This is a genomic window from Sphingorhabdus sp. (assembly GCF_040079335.1).
Taxonomy (GTDB): domain Bacteria; phylum Pseudomonadota; class Alphaproteobacteria; order Sphingomonadales; family Sphingomonadaceae; genus Sphingorhabdus_B.
Window position 1 is genome coordinate 1 of sequence record NZ_JBEBKL010000043.1, and the last position, 19,942, is coordinate 19,942.

At 61.5% G+C, this 19,942-nt stretch carries 23 protein-coding genes and 1 tRNA gene; 15 read left to right on the forward strand and 9 right to left on the reverse strand.

The genetic code is table 11. The features are described from left to right. A partial coding sequence (locus tag ABL922_RS11480; RefSeq protein ID WP_349024345.1) for an AMP-binding protein occupies positions 1-365 on the reverse strand: 365 nt, incomplete at its 3' end. A gap of 43 nt (positions 366-408) precedes the next feature. Between ABL922_RS11480 and ABL922_RS11485 the strand changes: the two genes are divergently transcribed. Genes ABL922_RS11485 through ABL922_RS11500 form a run of 4 tightly spaced genes read left to right on the forward strand, consistent with a single transcriptional unit; the run spans position 409 to position 3,214 of the window. After that, positions 409-1,434 (forward strand): GNAT family N-acetyltransferase, encoded by a 1,026-nt coding sequence (locus ABL922_RS11485; RefSeq protein WP_349024346.1) that lies wholly within the window; start codon positions 409-411, stop codon positions 1,432-1,434. An 18-nt stretch (positions 1,435-1,452) separates the two neighbouring features. Further along, a complete protein-coding gene (locus ABL922_RS11490; RefSeq protein ID WP_349024347.1) occupies positions 1,453-1,722 on the forward strand; it encodes a phosphopantetheine-binding protein in 270 nt (89 codons plus the stop codon). After that, positions 1,719-2,414: a hypothetical protein gene (locus ABL922_RS11495; RefSeq protein ID WP_349024348.1), complete on the forward strand. Its 696-nt coding sequence runs from the start codon at positions 1,719-1,721 to the stop codon at positions 2,412-2,414. The genes ABL922_RS11490 and ABL922_RS11495 overlap by 4 nt, the downstream gene beginning before the upstream one ends. After that, a complete protein-coding gene (locus ABL922_RS11500; RefSeq protein ID WP_349024349.1) occupies positions 2,402-3,214 on the forward strand; it encodes a hydrolase 1, exosortase A system-associated in 813 nt (270 codons plus the stop codon). Before ABL922_RS11495 ends, ABL922_RS11500 begins: the two co-directional genes overlap by 13 nt. 3 nt (positions 3,215-3,217) lie before the next feature. On the opposite strand, the gene ABL922_RS11505 is transcribed toward ABL922_RS11500, so the two are convergent. The 8 genes from ABL922_RS11505 to ABL922_RS11540 form a co-directional block, all read right to left on the reverse strand. Beyond that, positions 3,218-4,195 (reverse strand): HupE/UreJ family protein, encoded by a 978-nt coding sequence (locus ABL922_RS11505; protein ID WP_349024350.1) that lies wholly within the window; start codon positions 4,193-4,195, stop codon positions 3,218-3,220. Continuing rightward, a complete protein-coding gene (locus ABL922_RS11510) occupies positions 4,192-5,016 on the reverse strand; it encodes a peptidylprolyl isomerase (protein ID WP_349024351.1) in 825 nt (274 codons plus the stop codon). Before ABL922_RS11510 ends, ABL922_RS11505 begins: the two co-directional genes overlap by 4 nt. A 75-nt stretch (positions 5,017-5,091) precedes the next feature. Beyond that, the gene (locus tag ABL922_RS11515; RefSeq protein WP_349024352.1) at positions 5,092-7,116 is read right to left on the reverse strand and encodes an NADPH-dependent 2,4-dienoyl-CoA reductase; all 2,025 of its coding nucleotides are present in this window, start codon (positions 7,114-7,116) and stop codon (positions 5,092-5,094) included. Positions 7,117-7,138: 22 nt separating this feature from the next. Beyond that, a complete protein-coding gene (locus ABL922_RS11520; protein WP_349024353.1) occupies positions 7,139-7,945 on the reverse strand; it encodes an enoyl-CoA hydratase/isomerase family protein in 807 nt (268 codons plus the stop codon). 108 nt (positions 7,946-8,053) lie between these two features. Further along, entirely contained in the window at positions 8,054-9,250 is a 1,197-nt protein-coding gene (locus tag ABL922_RS11525; protein ID WP_349024354.1) for a CoA transferase, read from the reverse strand. Then, positions 9,240-10,157 (reverse strand): hydroxymethylglutaryl-CoA lyase, encoded by a 918-nt coding sequence (locus ABL922_RS11530; protein ID WP_349024355.1) that lies wholly within the window; start codon positions 10,155-10,157, stop codon positions 9,240-9,242. The genes ABL922_RS11525 and ABL922_RS11530 overlap by 11 nt, the downstream gene beginning before the upstream one ends. Before the next feature lie 74 nt (positions 10,158-10,231). Beyond that, positions 10,232-10,308 (reverse strand) — tRNA-Met (locus tag ABL922_RS11535). A 178-nt stretch (positions 10,309-10,486) separates the two neighbouring features. Next, positions 10,487-11,299, reverse strand: a complete 813-nt coding sequence (locus ABL922_RS11540) for a flagellin (protein WP_349024356.1) — start codon at positions 11,297-11,299, stop codon at positions 10,487-10,489. 224 nt (positions 11,300-11,523) lie between these two features. Between ABL922_RS11540 and fliE the strand changes: the two genes are divergently transcribed. The 11 genes from fliE to ABL922_RS11595 are packed head-to-tail and all read left to right on the forward strand — an operon-like array spanning position 11,524 to position 19,849. Then, the gene (gene fliE / locus ABL922_RS11545; RefSeq protein WP_349024357.1) at positions 11,524-11,850 is read left to right on the forward strand and encodes a flagellar hook-basal body complex protein FliE; all 327 of its coding nucleotides are present in this window, start codon (positions 11,524-11,526) and stop codon (positions 11,848-11,850) included. Positions 11,851-11,853: 3 nt separating this feature from the next. Beyond that, positions 11,854-13,512, forward strand: a complete 1,659-nt coding sequence (gene fliF, locus ABL922_RS11550; protein WP_349024358.1) for a flagellar basal-body MS-ring/collar protein FliF — start codon at positions 11,854-11,856, stop codon at positions 13,510-13,512. Then, positions 13,502-14,512 carry a FliG C-terminal domain-containing protein gene (locus ABL922_RS11555; protein WP_349024359.1) on the forward strand — a complete coding sequence of 337 codons (1,011 nt, stop codon included), beginning with the start codon at positions 13,502-13,504 and terminating at the stop codon, positions 14,510-14,512. The genes fliF and ABL922_RS11555 overlap by 11 nt, the downstream gene beginning before the upstream one ends. Further along, entirely contained in the window at positions 14,505-15,062 is a 558-nt protein-coding gene (locus ABL922_RS11560; RefSeq protein ID WP_349024360.1) for a FliH/SctL family protein, read from the forward strand. The genes ABL922_RS11555 and ABL922_RS11560 overlap by 8 nt, the downstream gene beginning before the upstream one ends. Before the next feature lie 2 nt (positions 15,063-15,064). Continuing rightward, entirely contained in the window at positions 15,065-16,381 is a 1,317-nt protein-coding gene (locus ABL922_RS11565; RefSeq protein WP_349024361.1) for a FliI/YscN family ATPase, read from the forward strand. Further along, the gene (locus ABL922_RS11570) at positions 16,378-16,803 is read left to right on the forward strand and encodes a hypothetical protein (protein WP_349024362.1); all 426 of its coding nucleotides are present in this window, start codon (positions 16,378-16,380) and stop codon (positions 16,801-16,803) included. Before ABL922_RS11565 ends, ABL922_RS11570 begins: the two co-directional genes overlap by 4 nt. Then, the gene (locus ABL922_RS11575) at positions 16,800-17,798 is read left to right on the forward strand and encodes a flagellar hook-length control protein FliK (protein ID WP_349024363.1); all 999 of its coding nucleotides are present in this window, start codon (positions 16,800-16,802) and stop codon (positions 17,796-17,798) included. The genes ABL922_RS11570 and ABL922_RS11575 overlap by 4 nt, the downstream gene beginning before the upstream one ends. 20 nt (positions 17,799-17,818) lie before the next feature. Further along, the gene (locus ABL922_RS11580; RefSeq protein WP_349024364.1) at positions 17,819-18,424 is read left to right on the forward strand and encodes a flagellar basal body-associated FliL family protein; all 606 of its coding nucleotides are present in this window, start codon (positions 17,819-17,821) and stop codon (positions 18,422-18,424) included. Continuing rightward, positions 18,421-19,284: a FliM/FliN family flagellar motor switch protein gene (locus ABL922_RS11585; RefSeq protein WP_349024365.1), complete on the forward strand. Its 864-nt coding sequence runs from the start codon at positions 18,421-18,423 to the stop codon at positions 19,282-19,284. The genes ABL922_RS11580 and ABL922_RS11585 overlap by 4 nt, the downstream gene beginning before the upstream one ends. Further along, positions 19,281-19,577, forward strand: a complete 297-nt coding sequence (fliN, locus tag ABL922_RS11590) for a flagellar motor switch protein FliN (protein ID WP_349024366.1) — start codon at positions 19,281-19,283, stop codon at positions 19,575-19,577. The genes ABL922_RS11585 and fliN overlap by 4 nt, the downstream gene beginning before the upstream one ends. After that, positions 19,577-19,849, forward strand: a complete 273-nt coding sequence (locus ABL922_RS11595) for a flagellar biosynthetic protein FliO (protein WP_349024367.1) — start codon at positions 19,577-19,579, stop codon at positions 19,847-19,849. The genes fliN and ABL922_RS11595 overlap by 1 nt, the downstream gene beginning before the upstream one ends. The last annotated feature ends 93 nt before the right edge of the window (positions 19,850-19,942 follow it).

A 19,942-nucleotide genomic window follows, 5' to 3' on the forward strand; every position in this document is an offset into this window, starting at 1 on the left:
GAAGGGGAGGGGCTTAAGAGCGTTGACGCCCGCACCTTGGCCGTCACCAACGCCACGGCCCCGCTATCGGTCAGGATATGCTTAACCTGCGCGGGCTTGAGCAACGGATTGATCGGCACATGCACCAGCCCCGCGCGCACCGCCGCCAGCGGCATCAGGCAGGCGAGCTCGGTCTTGGGCAGCCAGGTGGCGATCCTGTCCCCGGCTGTAATATCACGTGCCGCCAAAATCGCGGCCAGCCGACCGATACGATGATTTAACGTCTGATAACTATAGACCTTGTCCTTAAGGCGCAAAGCGGGCGCATCCGGCGCACCGCGAAGCGCGAGGTGATCGAGTGGAAAGGCTGGCAAATTGTCAGTCATTGGGTCAAATATCGGGGCTAACAGGGTTAATCGGGGGCGATAATTGGCAGTTAAGTGTGAATATCACGATAATTTCCTGACTGCGCAAGCCGCCGCTGCAGGTGCGCTTGACCGCGAGGCGCAGCCCTGCCTGTTTGACCGGCTCGATTGGCTCGAAAGCCTGCACCGCATCGCGTTGCGCGACAAGACCCCAGCGCTGTTGCAAGCAAAGGGTGGGGATGTGCAAGGCTGGCTGCCTTTGATGCAGGCCGAGGGCGGCCATCTGGTGGCGCTCGCCAACTGGTATAATTTCACCTGGGCGCCGATTTTCGCCAATGCCGACAGCGTAGTCGAAAAACTGGCGCTGCTGCGCGGCCTGGCCGGCCTCGCATCCAAACATGCCCGCCGCCTTACACTGGCCCCGCTGCCCGACGAAGATAGCAGCGCGAGCATGGTGCAGGCCGCATTTGAAGCCAGTGGCTGGTCGGTATTCCGCGAGGTTTGCGACCAGAACCATATCCTTGAGGTCAAGGGGCGCAGCTTCGATGCCTATTGGGAAGGCCGCCCGAGCCGTCTGAAAAACACCGTGAAGCGCAAGGGCAAGACCGGCGCGGTCACCATCCGCATCGAAAGTGAATATGGTGCCGAAAGCTGGCGCGATTATGAGCGGGTCTATGCGCGCAGCTGGAAACCCGAAGAAGGCAGTCCCGAATTTCTGCGCCAGATCGCCGAGCGCGAAAGCGTCGCGGGCGCATTGCGGCTGGGCCTAGCCTATATCGATGGCAAGCCGGTAGCGGCGCAATTCTGGACAGTCGAAAATGGCGTCGCGCTGATCCACAAGCTGGCGCATGATGAGCGGCATATGCAGGCTTCACCCGGCACGCTGCTATCGGCGGCGTTGTTCCAGCATGTGATCGACGTTGACGGGGCCAACTCGATCGATTTCGGCACCGGCAATGATGCCTATAAGGCGGAGTGGATGGAGGATGTGTGCGAGCGTTACCGGCTGGAGATGTTCTGGCCCAACAATCCCGCAAATTGGCCCCATATTGCCATCCGCAAATGGCGCGCCTATCGCGCAGCCAACTGACAAAAGAAGAGAGAAGAGATGCCTTTCGTTCCCGACAGCGTTGAAACCACGATCCGCGAACTGCTCATCGATGTGCTGGGCGTTGCGCCTGCCACCGTCGCCGCGATGACCGATGATACGCCGCTGTTTGGCGCGCTGCCCGAACTCGATTCGATGGCGGTCGCTGGTCTGCTCACCGAAATGGAAGACCGGCTGGAAATCATGATCGATGATGATGATATCGACGGCGAATTGTTTGAAAGCTTCGGCAGCCTCGTCGCCTTTGCGAAAGCCAAGGTTCGGGAGTGAGCCTGCGTCCCGAATATCGGACCTACCATTTTGCCGGGCATGACGAGCATGTCCTTTGCTTTGGCGCGGGATCATCGCGCCAGATACTGATCATCCCCCCTCTGTTCGACGAGATGAACCGATGCCGCCGCATGCTGGCGCAGGCGATGCGCAGGCTGGCGGAGAGCGGCTTGGGGAGCATGTTGTTAGACCTGCCGGGCTGCAGCGAGAGCCTCGCGGAACTTGAAGGCCAGAGCCTTGGCACTTGGCGCGAAGCTGTCGCCGCCGCTGCAACACAGCTGGGCGCAACGCATATCGCCTCGCTCCGCGGTGGCGCGCTGGTCGATCATGGCGTTGCAGACTTACCCCATTGGCGGCTGGCCCCTGCCAAGGGCTCAAGCCTGCTCAAGACGATGATCCGCACCCGCATTGCGGGCGACAAGGAAGCAGGCAAAGCGACGAGCGAAGTGGAGTTGATGGGCGCTGCGAAGACAGCATCTACAGAACTGGCGGGCAATTTGCTTGGCCCGGCGATGGTCGCGGAACTGGCAAGCGCCGAACCCGCCGAAGTCGCGAAACTGACCTTGCGAACTCTGGGTCAAGACATCGCTGGTTCCACGCTGTGGCTCCGTCCGGAACCGCAGGATGACCCTACCATGTCTGCTGCCATCGCCGCCGATCTAGACCAGTGGAGCGCCTCATGCGGCGGCTAACGGGTTTCGACTGTGACGGCGCTTGGTGCGCCGCGACGCTTGACGAAGGCGACAAGAGCACCGGCCTGCTGATCATCAGCGGCGGCAACGAAATCCGCAGCGGGGCGCATGCCGGGCAGGCCGCCCTTGCTGCATATTTCGCGGCGCAAGGCTTTCCGGTTTTCCGCTACGACCGACGCGGTGTGGGCGAGAGCGAAGGCGAAAATTGCGACTTTGAAAGCAGCGCCGCCGACATCGCGGCAGCACTCGCGGCATTCCGCACCGAAGCGCCGCATCTGGAACGCATCGTCGCCTTCGGCAACTGCGATGCCGCAAGCGCATTGGCACTCTTCCATACAGGCCTGCCCATCGACCGGCTGATACTCGCCAATCCCTGGGTAATAGAAACTGACAGCGAAGGTAACCAGCCAACGCCGCCCTCGGCAGCCGCGATCCGCGCGCGTTATTGGGCGCGGCTCAAAAACCCGCGCAGCTTGATTGATCTGCTCAGCGGAAAGATCAACCTCAAGAAGCTTTTTGGTGGCCTCGCCCGTGCCACGCAAAAGGAGGCGCCGACGGGGCTGGCCCAACGGATCGGGCAAGCACTTTCAGCCAGTTCGGTGCCGACGGCCCTGTTGCTCGCCAACCGAGATACGACAGCGCTGGCCTTTGCCTCGGCATGGAAGGGCAGCGCATTCGATACCGTTCGGCAACGCGGCGATGTTCAGTTGCGGGTTCTTGATAGCGCCTCACACAGCTTTGCAGATGCTGACGCAAAAGCATGGTTGCGGGAGCAGATCGAAGCGGCGCTGGCCGACTAGAAGTCAGGCGAAGGTGCGTTCGATAAACCAGAACGCCGAAATTGTGCCGATACCGTAAGCCGCAAGCCGTAATGCGGGTTGCACCTGCGCGGCGGCGAAACGGCGCAGCAATTCGAGCACGGCCAGCGATACCCCGACAATCACCAACTGCCCAGCTTCAACGCCCAAATTGAAGGTCAACAGTGCAGTTGGCACATCGCTTTCGGGCAGGCCAATCTCGTTCAGGGCCCCGGCAAAACCGAAACCGTGGAGCAGGCCGAAACCGAAGGCGACCACCCAGGGGATGCGTTCGGAGAGCCGCGGCTGGTCAGGCCGTTTCTTCACAATCTCTACCGCCAGAAACAGGATCGATAGCGCGATCACGCTTTCCACCGGCCTTTGCGGCAAACCCAGAAAGCCCAATGTCGTGCCGATGAGCGTGATCGAATGTGCGACGGTAAAGGCCGTCACCGCCTTGGCGATCGTCCAGAATCCGCTGAGCAACAGCACGAGCGACACGACGAACAGCAAATGATCATAGCCGAAAAGGATATGTTCGACTCCGGTGACGAAATAGGTGCGCGCCACCTGCCAGCGATCGGGCCGCGCCTTGATCTCCACCATCGGCGCGGCGGGCGTGAGGCGCAGCGCCTGCACCGATCGACCCAAAGGTTGAACGCGCACGAGCACATCGGTTTGCGCGGCTTCGAAATTCGAAAGGCCTATCGTGCTGCCTGCAACATCCCCCCTGCAGGCGACCGCATAAGTCGAGACAAGCGCAATGCCCGATACCGCGCGCGTCGGCGGGCCTTCGATCTTGCAGTGTGCAGGCAGCACTGGTTGCGTTTGCGGCGTCAACCCGCCACGCATCGGCGCCTTCCATACCATTGTCCATGCGCCGGGCGATTTCTCGGTAAATTCCAGATAGCCGGGGCGGAGTTCGTCCGCATGCAACGGTGCCGCCAGCAAAATACCGATAAGCAAAAGCAGGCTGCGGATCACGGCTTGGCGATCTTGATCGTATAGCCGTCGAGCAGCGCCTGATAGGCCGCCGCCTCGCGTTGCCGGATAGTCGTGGCGCGCCAGTCATTCTCGACGGCCTGTCGGACCTCGGTCAGCTTGGGTTTGTCAGGTGTGTTCACTGCGCGAATGCGAACAAGATGCATGCCGAAACCCGACTGGATCGGGCCTATCCACTCCAACGTCTTAGCTGCTGAAAGAGCCGCTGCAAAACCCTCTCCGAAATCTCTGGCGACGTCGCTTTTCGACGTGTTTTCCAAGGAGCGCGGCAGCGAGATCGTCTCGCCCAGCTTGCTCCAGTCGCTACCTGCCGCAAGTGCGGCTTTCACACGTTTCACCGCAATGTCGCTTTGCCCCAGATAGATCTGGTCAAAACTATAGGCGGCATTGGCGGTGTAGCGGGCGGGATTGCGGTCGAGCCATTTCTGCAGCGTTGCATCGTCGGGCGTCGCATTTTCGACCTGAGCGGCGGCGAGAAATTCCATCTTGGCGCGCAGGCGACGGCGGATGACGGTGTCGTCTTCGTCAAGGCCGATCCGCCTGGCCTCGCGGTAATAGATTTCGCCCTTGATATGATCGCGGATCAGCCCGTCGATTTCCGCCTGCGTCGGCGGGCGCTGCCAGGTCTGCTGCCAGCTGGCGACCAGTCGCGAGACTTGTTCCTCATCGATGGTTATCGTCCGGCTGGCGGGATCAACTTCCTCCCCGCGCCATGCCGAAAAGAGAAACACCGCCAACCCTGCCAGCAGGAAATGGACCAGCGGCTCGCGCAGCAGCGGTTTCAGTCGTTCGCTAAAATGCATGTCCCTCCCCAAGACGCGCCTTTGGGGCGCCAAAGGTTCATGCCAGCAAAGCCAAGCGCCGCCAAGCCCCTGCGCTTAGACGACTGCCGCCAGCTCCGATGCCTGCTTGATCGCGCGCTTGGCATCGAGTTCCGATGCCTCGAACGCGCCACCGATCAGATGCGCCTTCACGCCGCCGGCCTCCAACGCATCGAACAGCCCGCGCGCCGGTTCCTGCCCTGCACAGACGATGACAGTATCGACATCAAAGGTGCGCGGTTCGCCATTGACCAGCGTGTGCAGGCCATCATCATCGATCGACAGATATTCGACCCCGGCAATCATCTCCACCCCGCGCCGCTGCAAGGTGATGCGGCGCGTCCAGCCGGTGGTGCGGCCAAGGCCCTTCCCGACCGCGCTGGTCTTGCGCTGGAGCAAAGTCACCTGACGGTCGTTATGCGCCACCTCAGGTTCAATGCCGGTCACACCACCGCGCGGATGATTCTTGAAATCGATCCCCCATTCGCGTGCGAAAACGTCTATATCGAGCGCCGCCGAGGTGCCTTCATGGCTGATCAGTTCGGCCACATCGAAACCGATACCGCCCGCGCCCATGATCGCGACTTTTTTGCCGACTTCGACCTTGCCCTGGATGACATCGATATAGCGCACAGCCTTGGGATGATTGATGCCCGGCATGGAGGGCCGGCGCGGTTCGATACCGGTGGCGACGACCACTTCGTCAAAGCTATCCAGTTCCTCAACGCCCACGCGCTTGCCCAGTTTCAGCTCAACGCCGGTGGTTTCAATCCGGCGACCAAAATAGCGCAGCGTTTCGTAAAACTCCTCCTTGCCGGGAATGCGTTTGGCGAGGTTGAACTGCCCGCCAATTTCTTCCGCCGCATCGAACAAGGTCACCTTGTGCCCGCGATCCGCCGCTAGTGTTGCAAAGGCGAGACCTGCAGGGCCAGCACCAACCACCGCGATTCGCTTCGCCGCCGATACCGGCGGATAATCGAATTCCACCTCACGGCAGGCGCGGGCGTTGACGAGGCAGCTGGTGAGCTGGCCTGTGAAAGTGTGGTCGAGGCACGCCTGATTACAACCGATACAGGTGTTGATCTCATCCTCGCGGCCTTCCTTTGCCTTTATGACGAGGTCTGGATCGGCGAGCATCGGGCGCGCCATCGACACGATATCGGCATCGCCGCGCGCAAGAACCTCCTCTGCAACATCGGGCATGTTGATCCGGTTCGAGGTGATCAGCGGGATCGACAGCTCCTTGCGCAACCGCCCGGTAACCTGCGCAAAGGCCGCGCGCGGCACCATGGTGGCGATCGTCGGCACAAAGCTTTCGTGCCAGCAGAAATGGGTGCTGATCACGTCGACACCCTCGGCCTCCAGCGCCTTGGCAAGGCTCACCACCTCATCCCAGGCCAGCCCGCCCTGCAGCATGTCCATCGCCGCTATGCGGAAGATCAGTACGAAATCGGGGCCGACAGCGGCGCGGGTGCGGCGTATCACCTCGACCGGAAAGCGCATCCGGTTTTCCCAGCTGCCGCCCCATTGGTCGCTACGCTGGTTGGTCTTTTCAACGAGGAAGGTCGAAATCAAATACCCCGCCGAACCGATCACTTCGACCCCGTCATAGCCCGCCTCCTTGGCGAGCGCGGCGCAACGGGCGAATGCGGCGATCTGCTCCTCGATACCGGCCTCATCCAGTTCGCGCGGGGCAAAGCGGCCGATGCGCGATTTGACCGCCGACGGTGCGACGCAATCGGGTGTGCCTGCCAGCGGACCGGTGTGGAGTATCTGCATGCAGATCTTCACCTCGGGGTCTTCGGCGTGAACCGCCTCGGTCACCTGCCGGTGCAGCGCGACATCCGCAGGCGTGATCAATTTCGCCCCCATCCCCGCCGTTTCGTGCGGGCCGATGCCGCCGGTGATGATCATGCCGACCCCGCCCTTCACGCGTTCGACGAAATAGGCGGCAAGGCGTGGCCCGGCATCGGGCAGGTCTTCAAGGCCCGTGTGCATCGAACCCATCAGGATGCGGTTCTTGATGGTCTTGTTGCCGATTTTCAGCGGTGAGAAGACATGCGGGTAGCGTGCGGTTGTCATGGTTCGGTCCTGATCGAAACGATTATTCGGGGGTATATTCGGGTTTGCGCTTCTCGATAAAGGCGCGCATCCCTTCGGCGAAATTCTTGCTGCCGGCGGTCATCAACTGGTTGCGGTTTTCGATAGCCATCGCCGACTCCAGGCTGCCGGCATCGACTGCCATATTGAGACCTTCCTTGGTCATGCGCAGCCCCATCGGCGAGGCATTGAGCAGATCATCGACCCAAGGCTGGGCGGCGACCTCCAACTGGTCGTCGGGAACCACTTCGGCCACCAGCCCAACCGCAAGCGCACGCTGCGCCTGTATGAAGCGGCCCGTCAGCATCAGTTCGGACGCGATCGAGGCACCGACCAGACGCGGCAGGAAATAGCTGACCCCCATGTCGCAGGAGGATAGCCCGATGCGGATGAAGGCAGCGTTCATGCGCGCGCTTTCGCCCGCGATGCGGATGTCGGAAGCGAGCGCAAAGGCAAAGCCGCCGCCACAGGCAGGGCCGTGGACCAGCGAGACAATCGGCTGCGGGCAACGGCGCATTTTGATGTAAACGTCGGCGAGCCAGCCCTGAAAACCGAAGCCGCCGCCAAAGGGAATGGCGCCCGGATCGCGCCCGCCATGTTCCTTGATATCGAGCCCCGCGCAATAGGCCTTGCCCGCCCCACGCATCACAACCACGCGCACGCTGCGGTCATGATAGAGCTTACCGAAATAGTCGTTGAGTTCGCCGACCATATCGACCGAAATCGAGTTGAGCGCCTCCGGCCGGTTGAGCGTCAGCCAATCGACCTGCCCGCGTTTTTCCACCAAAAGTGTCTTGTAGCTCGCGTCCATGTCTCTCTCCCGGTCGGTTCAGTTGCTCTCGCACGAATTCGTTGCAAAATGAAACTGCATAAATCCGCGGCGATGGCAAGGCTGCAACGCCACCGGAAGCGCCGATTTTTAAATGATGCCTTTTCGTTCAAGGTCACCCAGTTCGGCTGCAGACAAGCCCAGCCGGGCGCCATAAACCTCTGCATTATGCTCGCCGGGGTGATTGGGAGCGCTGCGACGGATCGAAGAGGGCGTGTCTGATAGCTTCGGCATCGGCGCCTGCATCCGTAATGTGCCATGCTTCGGATGTGGAACCTGTGCGATCGCCTCGCGCGCGTCGAAATGGGGGTCGGTCAACATGTCCTTCCCCGTATAGACGCGTCCAGCGGGAACCGAATGCGCGATCATTAGCACCTCCAATTCATCGACGGTCTTGGTCAACGTCCATTGCTCGATCAAAGTGTCAAGTTCCGCCTGCCGCTCCCCGCGCGCGACATGGGTGCCGTAGCGGGGGTCGGTTGCCAGATCGGGCTGGCCCATTGCCTCGCAAAGGCGCGCAAAAACCGTGTCGCCATTGCCGCCAATCATATATTCGCCGTCCTTGCAGGCATAGACGTTGCTTGGCGCGATGCCGGGCAGGATGGAGCCTGATCGTTGCCGCACCAGCCCCATCAGATCATATTCGGGAACGATACTTTCCATTACCTGTAGCACCGCCTCGTACAGTGCCGAATCGACCACCTGCCCCTTGCCGCTGGCTTCACGCGCGTGCAGCGCTGCAAGCGCACCCATACAGCCATAGGTCGCGGCAAGCGTGTCGCCGATTGAAACACCCATGCGGCTTGGCGGTCGGTCAGGATCGCCGACAATCGCGCGCCACCCGCCCATAGCCTCGCCAATTCCGCCATAGCCTGCGCGGGTCGAATAAGGACCCGTCTGGCCGTAGCCGGACATACGCACAATGATGAGGCGCGGGTTGATTGCATGCAGGTCTGCAGGACCAAGACCCCATTTCTCGACCGTTCCCGGTTTGAAATTCTCAATCATGATATCGGCATCGGCGAGCAGCCGTCGCACCAGATTTTGCCCCTCAGTCACGCGCAAATTGGCGGTTACTGAACGTTTGTTGCGTCCAATGACCTCCCACCAGACCTTATGCACGCCATTGCCCCATTGCCGCATCGGATCGCCCGCACCGGGCGGTTCAATCTTGACGACATCGGCCCCCATGTCTCCCAGCAACTGCCCGCAGAAAGGCCCGGCGATCAGCTGGCCCATTTCAATGACTTTCAGCCCCTTTAGGGCTCCGCTGTTTTCAGTTTCCATCGTGCGTATCCCGTTCCGGAAAACCACCTGCCTTCACGAGCATCGACGGCATGTCCTTGCCCATCACACCGCTTAGCCAGCGCGCGGTACCGATCAATCTTTCGAAATTCAGGCCCGTCTCTACCCCCGAACGCGCGAGCAGATAGGCGACATCTTCGGTCGCGACATTGCCGGCAGCCCCCGGGGCGAAAGGACATCCGCCCAATCCGCCAATCGACGCATCGATCGTATCAACGCCGGCCTCGACCGCTGCCCAGACATTGGCGATTCCGGTGTTGCGGGTATTGTGGAAATGGGCGCGCAATTTCACGTCGGGCAAGGCACTGCACAATGCAGTGTAGAGCTGGGTGACCTGTGCAGGCACAGCTACGCCGATAGTGTCGGCCAGCGCTATCTCAACCGGCCCGAATGAGGCCAGTCTTTCTGCCATCGCAACGACATGATCGGCGTCGACTTCTCCGCCAAACGGGCAACCAAAGGCAACGGCAATCGTTACCTGTGCGGGCACGCCCGCCGCCTTTCCCATCGCGATGATGGCTTGGGCCACAGCAACCGATTCCGCGCTGCTTTGCCCTTGATTGCGAATACCGAAAGCATCCGACGCGACGGCGACCGCGCCCAATTGATCGACGCCGCAAGCAATCGCCCTTTCGGCCCCGCGTTCATTCAAAACCAGTCCGATGCGCGTCACACCCTCTGGCTTTCCAAGGAAAGATACCACTTCGTCGGCATCGGCCATTTGGGGCACGCGTTTCGGGTTGACGAAGCTCGCCACCTCGATCCGCGTCGCACCCGCAGAAATCGCGCGCCGGATCAGTTCAACCTTATCGGCCGTCGAAACGATTTTCGCTTCATTCTGCAACCCGTCGCGCGGGCCGACTTCGACGATTTCGATTGCACGCACCATATCAATCCGAGGCTATGCCTATGGATTCGTGCAAAGGAAAGTCCGCTACATCGGCTGTTTGCTTTTTCGGGGATTGGTAGCGGAGGAGGGACTTGAACCCCCGACCTACGGATTATGATTCCGCCGCTCTAACCAGCTGAGCTACTCCGCCAACCTCTATCGTCGGCGCATGGCGCCGGACAGGACGCGGCCTATAGGCATGCGCGTCGGCAGGGTCAATAGCCGGTTTGCAGGCTTTGGGCATAGAATAACACCCCGGCGGGTCGCGCCGCCGGGGTGTCGCTTGTGGGCTCCGTAGGACCAGTCAACGGAACCCGGTGGGCTGGGGATTAACGAAGAAGGTTGAGAACGCCCTGCTGGCTTTGGTTCGCCTGTGCCAGCATCGCGGTCGACGCCTGCGACAGGATCTGTGCTGCTGCCAGCTTGGTCGATTCAGCGGAGAAATCGGCATCAGCAATCCGCGACTTCGATTCGGACAGGTTGGTCGCGGTCGAGGTCAGGTTGTTCACCGTCGCATCGAGGCGGTTCTGCACAGCACCCAGATTGGCGCGCTGTGTGGCAACGGTGTCGATCGCGGTGCTGATGGCCGTCATCGAAGAAGAGGCACCTGCTGTCGTCGACATATCAACCGCGTTTACGGCCAAGCCAGTGGCGTTCATCGACACAAAGGCGATCGAGACGGTCTGGCCGGTATCTACGCCGGTCTGGATGTTAAAAGTGCCTGCCGCATTGAACAGGTTGGTGCCGTTGAAATCGGTGCGACCGGCAATGTCATTGATCTGGCCAAGCAGCGCGGTGACTTCGGTCTGGATTGCAGCGCGGTCTGACGTCGCGGTCGTGCCGTTGGCAGCCTGCACCGACAATTCACGCATACGGACGAGGATGTTCGAAATCTCGCCCATCGCGCCTTCGGCGGTCTGCGCGAGCGAAATGCCGTCATTGGCATTGCGGATCGCCTGATTGAGGCCGCGCACCTTGGCGTCCATGCGGGTGGCGATGGCGAGGCCGGCGGCATCGTCCTTCGCGCTGTTGATGCGCTTGCCGCTCGACAGGCGCTCCATCGCGGTGCCGAGCATGTTGCCGGCAACTCGCGAGCTGTTCTGCGCCCGAAGCGCACTGACATTGGTATTGATTACGGTCATCTTGGTTCCTTTCCGGATTTGCGGCCCGGACTGCTGCTCTGGGCAGAGCGGCCACGAAAGCTGTAACGGCGGGGATTGGCGGGGCTTTAATCGGGGATGTCGATTTTCCGTCACGCGCTGTGATTTGCGCAATAGAGGTTCTAGCATTTCCCTGTTTTATATAGATTTTACCGTGTGTGGCACGGGGATTGCTTTGATCGGGTGAAACCAGACCAGGATGTGAAATGAACCCGATCGACCAGAACCGGCTGCTGCAAATGCGCTCCGCCATCGTCGCGCAGAACCAGACGCTGCAGCGTGCGGCGGGGCTCGATACGGCCCCTCCGGCGAGTACCTCCTTCACGCAGACACTATCCGACGCCGTCCGCGCGGTCGACGTGCAGCAGTCAAAGGCATCCGATCTGTCTGCGGCCTATGAGCGCGGCGAGACGCACGACATCGTCAGCGTGATGGTCGAGCGGCAAAAGGCCTCGCTTGGTTTTGAGGCGACGCTGCAAGTGCGCAACAAGCTGCTCTCCGCTTATCGCGACATCATGAACATGCCGGTCTAAGCGATGAGCGAGCAACAGATCATCCCGGCGGGAGCACCGACCCCTTACCTCACCAACGCCCAAACCGGGTTGGGCGGACGCATGACCGGCGCCTTTGCCTTCGTGCGCCAGCCAGCCGTGGCGCGCGCTCTACCTGCCGTCGCATTGGTCGGCGTTCTCGGCCTTGCAGCGGCGGCATGGCTGGCGCTCCAAAGCCCGGCCCAGGCCCCGCTCTACGCCGGGCTCGCCGAAACCGACAAAGCGGCGGTGGCCGAAGCGTTGCAGGCATCGGGCATCGGCTACAGTCTCGATCCGGGCAGCGGGGCGCTTTCGGTTGATGCCGATAAATTGCACGAAGCGAAGATGATGCTCGCCGGGCAAGGCCTGCCCAAGGCGCAGCCGAGCGGTGATGCCATGCTCGCTGCTTTGCCGATGGGCGCTAGCCGCGCGATTGAGGGCGAGACATTGCGTGCAGCGCGCGAAGCCGATCTCGCACGAACAATCGAGGCGATCGATGCGGTCAAAATGGCGCGGGTACATCTGGCGCTCGAAGAACCCAGTGTCTTTGTGCGCGAGGAGAAGTCTGCCGCAGCATCGGTGTTGCTCACCCTCCAACAGGGCCGTTCGCTGGGCGAGGCACAGGTGCGAGCAATCCGCCATCTGGTAGCGTCATCGGTGCCCGGTCTTTCAGCGGAGCAGGTTTCGGTGATCGATCAATCGGGCGCGCTACTCTCGGGCATTGAAAGCGCCAACAGCGCGCTGCTCGACCTGCAGGGCCGGATAGAAGCGCGCTACCGCGAAGCGCTGATCAGCCTGCTGACGCCCATATTGGGCCGCGAAAATTTCTCGGTCGAGGTCAATGCCGCAGTCGATGCGAGCGAGAGCCAGGCCACCCGCGAGAGCTTCCCCGAAGACAGCCGCGCGCTCACCCGCGAAGAAGGCAGCAATTCGCGCAACAGCAGCGGGGCGGCACCAGCAATAGGAATACCGGGTGCGCTTTCAAACCAGCCGCCGCCAGCCACCAGCCTGTCGACTGCAGCCCCGGCAGGGCAAGCCGCGCCGCAAGCTGTTCCGCAAGGATCGAGCGAAGAAAATTTTGCGCGCAGCTTTGCACTCGGCCGTGAAATATCGGTCACGCACCAACCGCAAGGGCAGTTGAAGCGCCTCTCGGTAGCGGTGGCGGTGCGGCAGAATGGCAAAGCCTTATCCGACGCCGAAATCGCCAAGATCGATGCTCTTGTGAAGGGTGCGATCGGCTTCAACACCGAACGCGGCGATCAGGTCGCGATTTCCGCGCGCGCCTTTGTCGCAATCGCCGAACCTGATGTTGCGCCTTGGGACGAGCCCTGGTTCTGGCCATTGCTGCGACAGATGGGCGCCGTTCTGGGTGCGCTGGCGGTATTGCTTGTTTTTGGCCTGCCTCTGCGCAAGGCGATGAAACGCCGCGCGGCAGAAGCCAGCGAGCGTGCCGCCTTGATTGAAACCCATTTGCTCGAAGCTACCGGCGAAGAAGGCAAGAGCTCCGCGCAGTCCAGCAGGCAGGATATTACGCTCGCGATGATTGAGGCGGCACCTGGCTATGAGGTGCGGGCGCAACTGGTGCGCGCCTTTGTCCAGCAGGACCCCGAACGTGCTGCACATATCGTGCGCCACTTGATGCAGGAGCGTGGCCGTGGAAGTTGATACCAAGCCGTTGATTGGCGGTGCATCGGCAGCGGCCATCCTGATGCTGCTGCTGGAGGAGAAGGAAGCCGCCGATGTGCTGCGCCACCTCGATCCGGACGAGGTGCGGCAATTAGGCAGCGAGATGTTTGGTGCAGCAAAGGCCGATGAAAACAGGGTCGATCTGGCCTTGGGGCGCTTTGTTGCAGGTAGTCGCGAAGTTTCTGCACTGACCCCCGGGGCCGACCGCAAGATCCGCAATGTAATGACCGACGCCTTGGGCGACGACCGTGCCGGATCGCTGCTTTCCGCCATCGCGCCACAGCCGCAACGCGAGGCGCTTGAACGGTTGCGCTGGATGGAAACCGAGACAATCGCAGAGGTTATCGCGGGCGAGCATCCTCAGGTGGGGGCCGTGCTGCTGTCAATGCTCGCACCCGAAATCGCTGCACTGGCGCTTACCGGCCTTGCCGGAGAGCGACAGGCTGATTTGCTATGGCGGGCAGCGCGGCTGGGGCCGGTGCAGGCCGAAGCCATTGACGATCTCGAGGCGATATTGGCCGAGGCGGAAGCCGCGTCTGCCAAAACCGAAACGCTCGAAATCGGCGGCGAAAGCGATGTCGCCAAGATCGTCAACAACCTGCCCCGGACCGCTGGGGAAGAGTTGCTCAAAGCGATGCGCAAAAAGGACAAACTGCTCGCTGCCGCGATCGAGGACGAGATGTTTGTGTTTGAGGATCTGAACCAGCTCGACGCCAAATCTTTGGGCGCTGTCCTGCGCGGCGTCGAGGCAGCGACGTTGGCGCTGGCGCTGAAGGGCGCGAACGGTGCGCTCGCCGACCGCTTCCTCGCCACCATGTCGGCGCGCGCCGCCGATACCATCCGCGACGAGCTGACCGAGATGGCGCCGGTCAAGCGCGACGAGGTTGATGGTGCGCGCAAGGCAATTGTCGCGGTCGCACGCACCATGGCCGCCTCGGGCGAGGTCATGCTCGGCGGCAAGGGTGACGATTATGTCTGAGGCGGGATTTGTGCCGCTGGTCGAAACCTCAACCGAAACGCCCGACGCTTTCCAGCCTTGGGCCGAGCTTTTGGCCCACGCAAAATCAGCGCCGGTCGATGAATTTGAACGCGGATTGGCGGAAGGACAGGCGCTGGCGGAAGCTGCATTTTCGGAGGAGCGCAGGCGGTTGCAAGCGTTGGTCGCGGCCGCTGACGCGCTGCAACCCATTGAGCCCGAGAAGCTGCGTGATCTGGTTTGCACGACCGTCGAGCGGCTGGTTAGAGAGATAGTGGGCGCGACACCGGTCGATCCAGAATTGCTGCGCAGGCAGGTTGGCGAGGCGATTCAGATCGCGGAAACTGTCGGAAGTGATGCGGTTCTCAGGCTTGCTCCCGACGATGTCGCATTGTTCGACGGTTTCGAACTCGGATTGCCCATTATTGCGGACACCCAACTCACGCCCGGAACACTTCGCCTCGAAACGCAAACAGGCGCCGTCGAACATGGCCGTGCAGTGCAACTCGAAGCCTTGCGGATGCAACTGGGCGTTGCCGAGAATGGCCGATAACAATGAAAACAACGCAATCCCAACTGGACTCAATCCGCTTACACGACACCCCGCCGCGCCATGTCGGCAGGCTCGCCGCGCATGAGGCAATGGTGATCGAGATCGAGGGCTTTCCAGCCCCCCTTCTCACACCAATCCGCATCGCGTGCAGTGATGGCACCTCGGTTCCCGGCGAAATTGTCGGGTTTCGCGGCCATCGCAGCCTTGCTTTGCCGTTGCAGGGCAATGTCCCGCTCGCGGTGGGTGCGCGGATTGTCGCCGACGGGCAGGCAGGGCTCGCGCGTTGCGGCCCGGCGCTGCTTGGTCGTGTGATCGATGCCATGGGCAGGCCGTTGGACAAGCTCCCAATTCCTCTGCTTCCCGATAGCTGGCAGGTGGCAAGTGGCAAGGGCAACCCGTTGGATAAGGGTCGTGTGACGCAGCCATTTGACTGTGGCGTTCGCGCCATCAATGCCTTGCTGGCGCTGGGCGAAGGACAACGCGTCGCGCTGATCGCTGGTTCGGGCGTGGGCAAATCGGTGCTGATGGGGCAGATGCTCGCAGGCGCCGAATGCGATGTAGTCGTCGCCGGGCTGATCGGCGAACGCGCGCGCGAAGTCAGCGACTTTGTCGAAGCGCGGCTGACAGGTGCGATGCGCCAACGAACAATTGTGGTTGCGACCACCGCCGACGAGGCGCCCTTGCTGCGCATAAAGGCGGCGATGCGCGCGACGGCAATCGCCGAATATTTCCGCGCGCAGGGAAAACGCGTGCTGCTGCTGCTCGATAGCCTGACCCGCATCGCGCATGCGCAGCGCGAGATCGGTTTGGCACTCGGCGAACCGCCCGCGATGAAAGGCTACCCTCCCTCGGCATTGGGGCTGATCCCGCAACTGGTCGAGCGCGCGGGAAATGATAGGCGCAGCGGGGGTTCGATCACGGCGATTTATACCGTGCTCGCCGATGGCGGAGACTTGGACGATCCGGTGGTTGATGCCGCGCGCGCGATTGTCGACGGGCATATCATCCTGTCGCGCAGCCTTGCCGAAGCGGGGGTCTATCCTGCCATCGACATTCGCCGGTCGCTGTCGCGCACCATGGCCGATACCGTCGATGCCCTGCATCGGTCGGCGGCGATGCGATTTCGCCAGCTCTGGTCGACCTATGAAGAAAATCGCGACCTGATCCTGATGGGTGCCTATGCCCCGGGTAGTGATCCGCTGCTCGACGAAGCCGTTGCGCGGCAAGCGGAAATGCGCGCTTTCATCGCGCAAAGCGAAGACGGGCTGGTGCCCTATTCCGACAGCCGCGATGTCTTGATCGAAAGTTTTGGCGCATGACCCGCCGATCACAACGCCTGCGCCGCGTGCTGCGCAAATATGAGCTCGATGCGCGAATGGTACGCCTTGAAACGGCCAAGGCTGAACGCGAGCGAAACGCGCTGAGCGCCACCGCCCGGCGCCTCGATGCCGCGCGAAGCGGGATCCTATTCGAAAACAGGGCAATGACCGGCGATCAACTGGCGGCGCTGGGCGAATGGTCCGAGCGCCTGTTGGCGGCAAGCATTGCGATCCAGCCGTCGATCCAGAACGCGGAAGTCACCTTTCGGGAGGCCGTGCAAGACATGCGGCAGGCAAAGGGCCGGGTTGAACGGATCGAGGAGCGAATTTTGCGCACCTCGCGCATCGAGGATCGTCTGCGGGAAGATCGAACCGCCATCGGCAAGTCCCTCCCAAAAGCCAAACAGGAGCCGCAGCCTTGAACCCGCTGTTGCTCATGAACTGCATCAATGTGGGGCCATCCTTGCCGTTGTCCGCTAAACCTGAGGCAGCGCGGACTGCAGAATTTGACGCCGAACTGACGGCAGCGCTAAAGCTGGATCATGAAACGACCGAGCAGACCGAACCGCAAACCCCTGACGCGACCTTCGATGAAAACCCAATAGATTCATCCATTACGGTGGCTGTCGAGCTGGTGCGCGTGCTTCCCGTCCCCACCAGCCCCGATGATACCGCCATAATGCCGATTGAACCGCCAAAACAGGAGCAATCGCCCGCCACTCAATCATTTTCGGCCCCGCCTGTGCCGGATAGTTCCCTATCATTTGGGTTTCCAGCGGCGCCTTTGATTCAACAGCCGCAAGCGCATACCCTGCGCTCAACGGCGCCTGCAACGCATGCGTTACCGATAGGTTTTGCTCAACCCGAGATCGCGCAGCCTGTTGAAGCCAAAGTCGCCACAGCCTTGCCTCCAAGTGAAGCGACCTCGGTATCGATGTCGTTCGAAACGGTGCTGGCGCCAGCGATCTCTGCGCCGCCTCCAGTCGCAAAACTCGAAACAGCCAACCCTCCGCTGGACCTGCAAGCAGGCGACTGGACCTCCCGCCTGTCGCAAGAAATCCTCTCCGCGCGTGAAACCTCCACTCCGGAACTCTCTTTCCGTCTAACACCAAGGCATCTCGGCACACTCGATGTCGGACTGACCGAAACCCCCCTAGGCTTGATCGTCGAACTGCGGCCATCAAGCGACGAGGCGAAAGCTATCCTCGCGCGCGAGGAGCCTCGGCTGATCGAGGAATTGCGCCAGCGCGGTGTGCCGGTGGCCGATCCCGCGCTCCAATCTGGAGCAAATGGCGATGGCCGACACAACCGAAACGGTGCAATTCCGCGCCCGTTCCTGCCGTTCTCGGAGTCAGACCAAAAGACGGTCCAGGACCAGGATCAGCATAGCGGCCCTCGCCAGGGACGCTTCGCCTGAGCCGCTATCAAGGATATGGAATGAGCAAAGGCGAAAAAGACCAGACCAAGAAAGGCAGCAAGAAGAAGTGGCTGTTGATCGGCGTCGGAGGCCTGCTGCTGGCTGCGGGTAGTGCAGGCGCGGCAATATACGCCACCGGTGGTTTTGCGCCCAAACATACTGCCGAAGACCCGAACCGCCCGAAATTGGTGCTGCGCAGCGAAGAGCCCGCAGAAGCCCCGGCTGACGGCGAGGGTGACAAGGAAGCGCCGCTTAAGGAAGGTACTGCCTCGGTTCCCAATGACCGGATAAAGGTCGATCCGGGCAAATATGAAATCACCTATTTTCCGGTCGAACAACCGTTCACCGCCAATCTCGCTGACGGGTCGGGCTTTATCCAGATCGGGATCAGTCTTGCCACCTATTATGACGGCAAGGTCATCAGCAATATAAAACGGCAGGATGTGCCGATCCGTTCGGCGGTGCTGATGGTGCTGTCCGAACAGGACCCGGCCGTGCTCTCGACGGCGCAAGGCAAGCAGATGCTGCAACGCGAATTGACGCAGGCGATCAATGCCGTGCTTCGCCAGAAAGAGGGCTTTGGCGGGATCGACAATGTCTATTTCAACAGTCTGGTGATCCAGTGAGAAGCCCCATCCCTGCCGCCGAAAAGCTCGATCTGGTCGCGGCGACTTCGGGCCGCAGCGCGATCGCCGAAAACGGCTTCTCCTCGAAGCGGCTCGGCATCGAATGCGCGGCTTGGCTCGAACGATCGGGATTGGAGCCCGATGCGGTCGAAGTCGCGCCAACGGTGCATGGCTGGCAGCTAGAGCAGCCCTGCGTCCAATTTGCTTGCCGCAATGATGCTGGCAAGGCCTGTGCGATCATCCTTGTGCCGATGGCATTGTTTGAGCGCCTGTTTGTGCACATCTATGGCGGCGATCGGGTTGAAGGCGTAACTGATATCGCCGGTGGCGCGCAACGCCGCTACGCCCGGCGGCTTGGTGTACGGCTGTGCGAATGGCTGGCGTCGGCATGGCCGGAGACGGCAAGGCCGCGCCTGACCCAGTCCGACGCCCGCTTCGATCCTTCCGAACAGGAAGATGCACGCAACTGCTTCGATGCGGTGCTGCAGCTCGGCGTTGATATAATGCTGCCCGGTGCATGTTCGCACATAGTGCACGTCGCCATCACGCCCGAGCTGCTTTCCACCCCTGCCCCACAACAAACCAAGCGACCAGCGCCCAACCGCCCTGCCGACTGGCTGGCCCGCATGATTGGGCGTGCTGGCCATGTGCCTTTGCCCGTCCGATCCGAAATCGCAGGCATCAGCATGCCTGCTTCGCGCTTGCTGGCGCTGCAACCGGGAGATGTCCTGCCGATCGCGATGCCAAAGGCTATCCCAGTCCTTGTCGGCGGACAGCGCTTTGCCAGCGCGAGCATGGGTGAATGGCAGGGAAACGCCGCGCTCCGTATCGAAACCCTCAACGAAAGCAATTCTGCATGAGCGACATGAGCGAAGCCCCGAAACTTGATCGGGCGCCCAAAATGACCAACCCGGTCAATCTGCTGGCAGGCATATCGGTGCGCGTATCGGTCGAAGTCGGATCGACGTCGATGACGCTTGCCGAACTGGCCGCGCTGGAGCCGGGAAGTGTCGTCGCGCTCGACCGCAAGGTTGGTGAGCCGCTCGACATCTGCGCCAATGGCAGCCTAGTCGCGCGCGGCGAGATTGTTTCGGTCGACGGGCGCTATGGCATCCGCATCATCGAGCTTGTTTCGGCGGAAGGGTGCGACTGATGCTCGAATATCTGTTGCGAATGGCGCTGCTTCTGCCGCTGGTCGGCGGGCTCGCCTGGGCTTCGCTCTGGATGTGGAAGCGGATGCAGACCGGTCTGCCCGGAGCTGTGGCGCAAAACAGACTCGTCCGGCTGGTGGAAGTTCTACCGATTGGCGCAGGAAGCAAACTAGCGGTCATCGAATTTGGCGGCAGGCAGCATCTGATAGCACTTGGTCGGGGCACCATCACACCCATAGCCAGTGACGACAGGGGCGATTTTGATGCGGGTTGACGTTTCACCCAACTATCTCCCCTCCCCTTCAGGGGAGGGGCAGCGAGACTTGGCATCTGCGATGCCTAGTCACAGCGGGGTGGGGGATTTCGG

Coding starts and splice junctions, on each gene's coding strand:
- ABL922_RS11525 (WP_349024354.1), bottom strand. CDS start 9,250: ATGGAAACTGAAAACAGCGGAGCCCTAAAGGGGCTGAAAGTCATTGAA.
- ABL922_RS11530 (WP_349024355.1), bottom strand. CDS start 10,157: ATGGTGCGTGCAATCGAAATCGTCGAAGTCGGCCCGCGCGACGGGTTG.
- fliF (WP_349024358.1), top strand. CDS start 11,854: ATGAGCGAGCAACAGATCATCCCGGCGGGAGCACCGACCCCTTACCTC.
- ABL922_RS11515 (WP_349024352.1), bottom strand. CDS start 7,116: ATGACAACCGCACGCTACCCGCATGTCTTCTCACCGCTGAAAATCGGC.
- ABL922_RS11520 (WP_349024353.1), bottom strand. CDS start 7,945: ATGGACGCGAGCTACAAGACACTTTTGGTGGAAAAACGCGGGCAGGTC.
- ABL922_RS11490 (WP_349024347.1), top strand. CDS start 1,453: ATGCCTTTCGTTCCCGACAGCGTTGAAACCACGATCCGCGAACTGCTC.
- ABL922_RS11510 (WP_349024351.1), bottom strand. CDS start 5,016: ATGCATTTTAGCGAACGACTGAAACCGCTGCTGCGCGAGCCGCTGGTC.
- ABL922_RS11540 (WP_349024356.1), bottom strand. CDS start 11,299: ATGACCGTAATCAATACCAATGTCAGTGCGCTTCGGGCGCAGAACAGC.
- fliN (WP_349024366.1), top strand. CDS start 19,281: ATGAGCGACATGAGCGAAGCCCCGAAACTTGATCGGGCGCCCAAAATG.
- ABL922_RS11595 (WP_349024367.1), top strand. CDS start 19,577: ATGCTCGAATATCTGTTGCGAATGGCGCTGCTTCTGCCGCTGGTCGGC.
- fliE (WP_349024357.1), top strand. CDS start 11,524: ATGAACCCGATCGACCAGAACCGGCTGCTGCAAATGCGCTCCGCCATC.
- ABL922_RS11580 (WP_349024364.1), top strand. CDS start 17,819: ATGAGCAAAGGCGAAAAAGACCAGACCAAGAAAGGCAGCAAGAAGAAG.
- ABL922_RS11560 (WP_349024360.1), top strand. CDS start 14,505: ATGTCTGAGGCGGGATTTGTGCCGCTGGTCGAAACCTCAACCGAAACG.
- ABL922_RS11500 (WP_349024349.1), top strand. CDS start 2,402: ATGCGGCGGCTAACGGGTTTCGACTGTGACGGCGCTTGGTGCGCCGCG.
- ABL922_RS11565 (WP_349024361.1), top strand. CDS start 15,065: ATGAAAACAACGCAATCCCAACTGGACTCAATCCGCTTACACGACACC.
- ABL922_RS11570 (WP_349024362.1), top strand. CDS start 16,378: ATGACCCGCCGATCACAACGCCTGCGCCGCGTGCTGCGCAAATATGAG.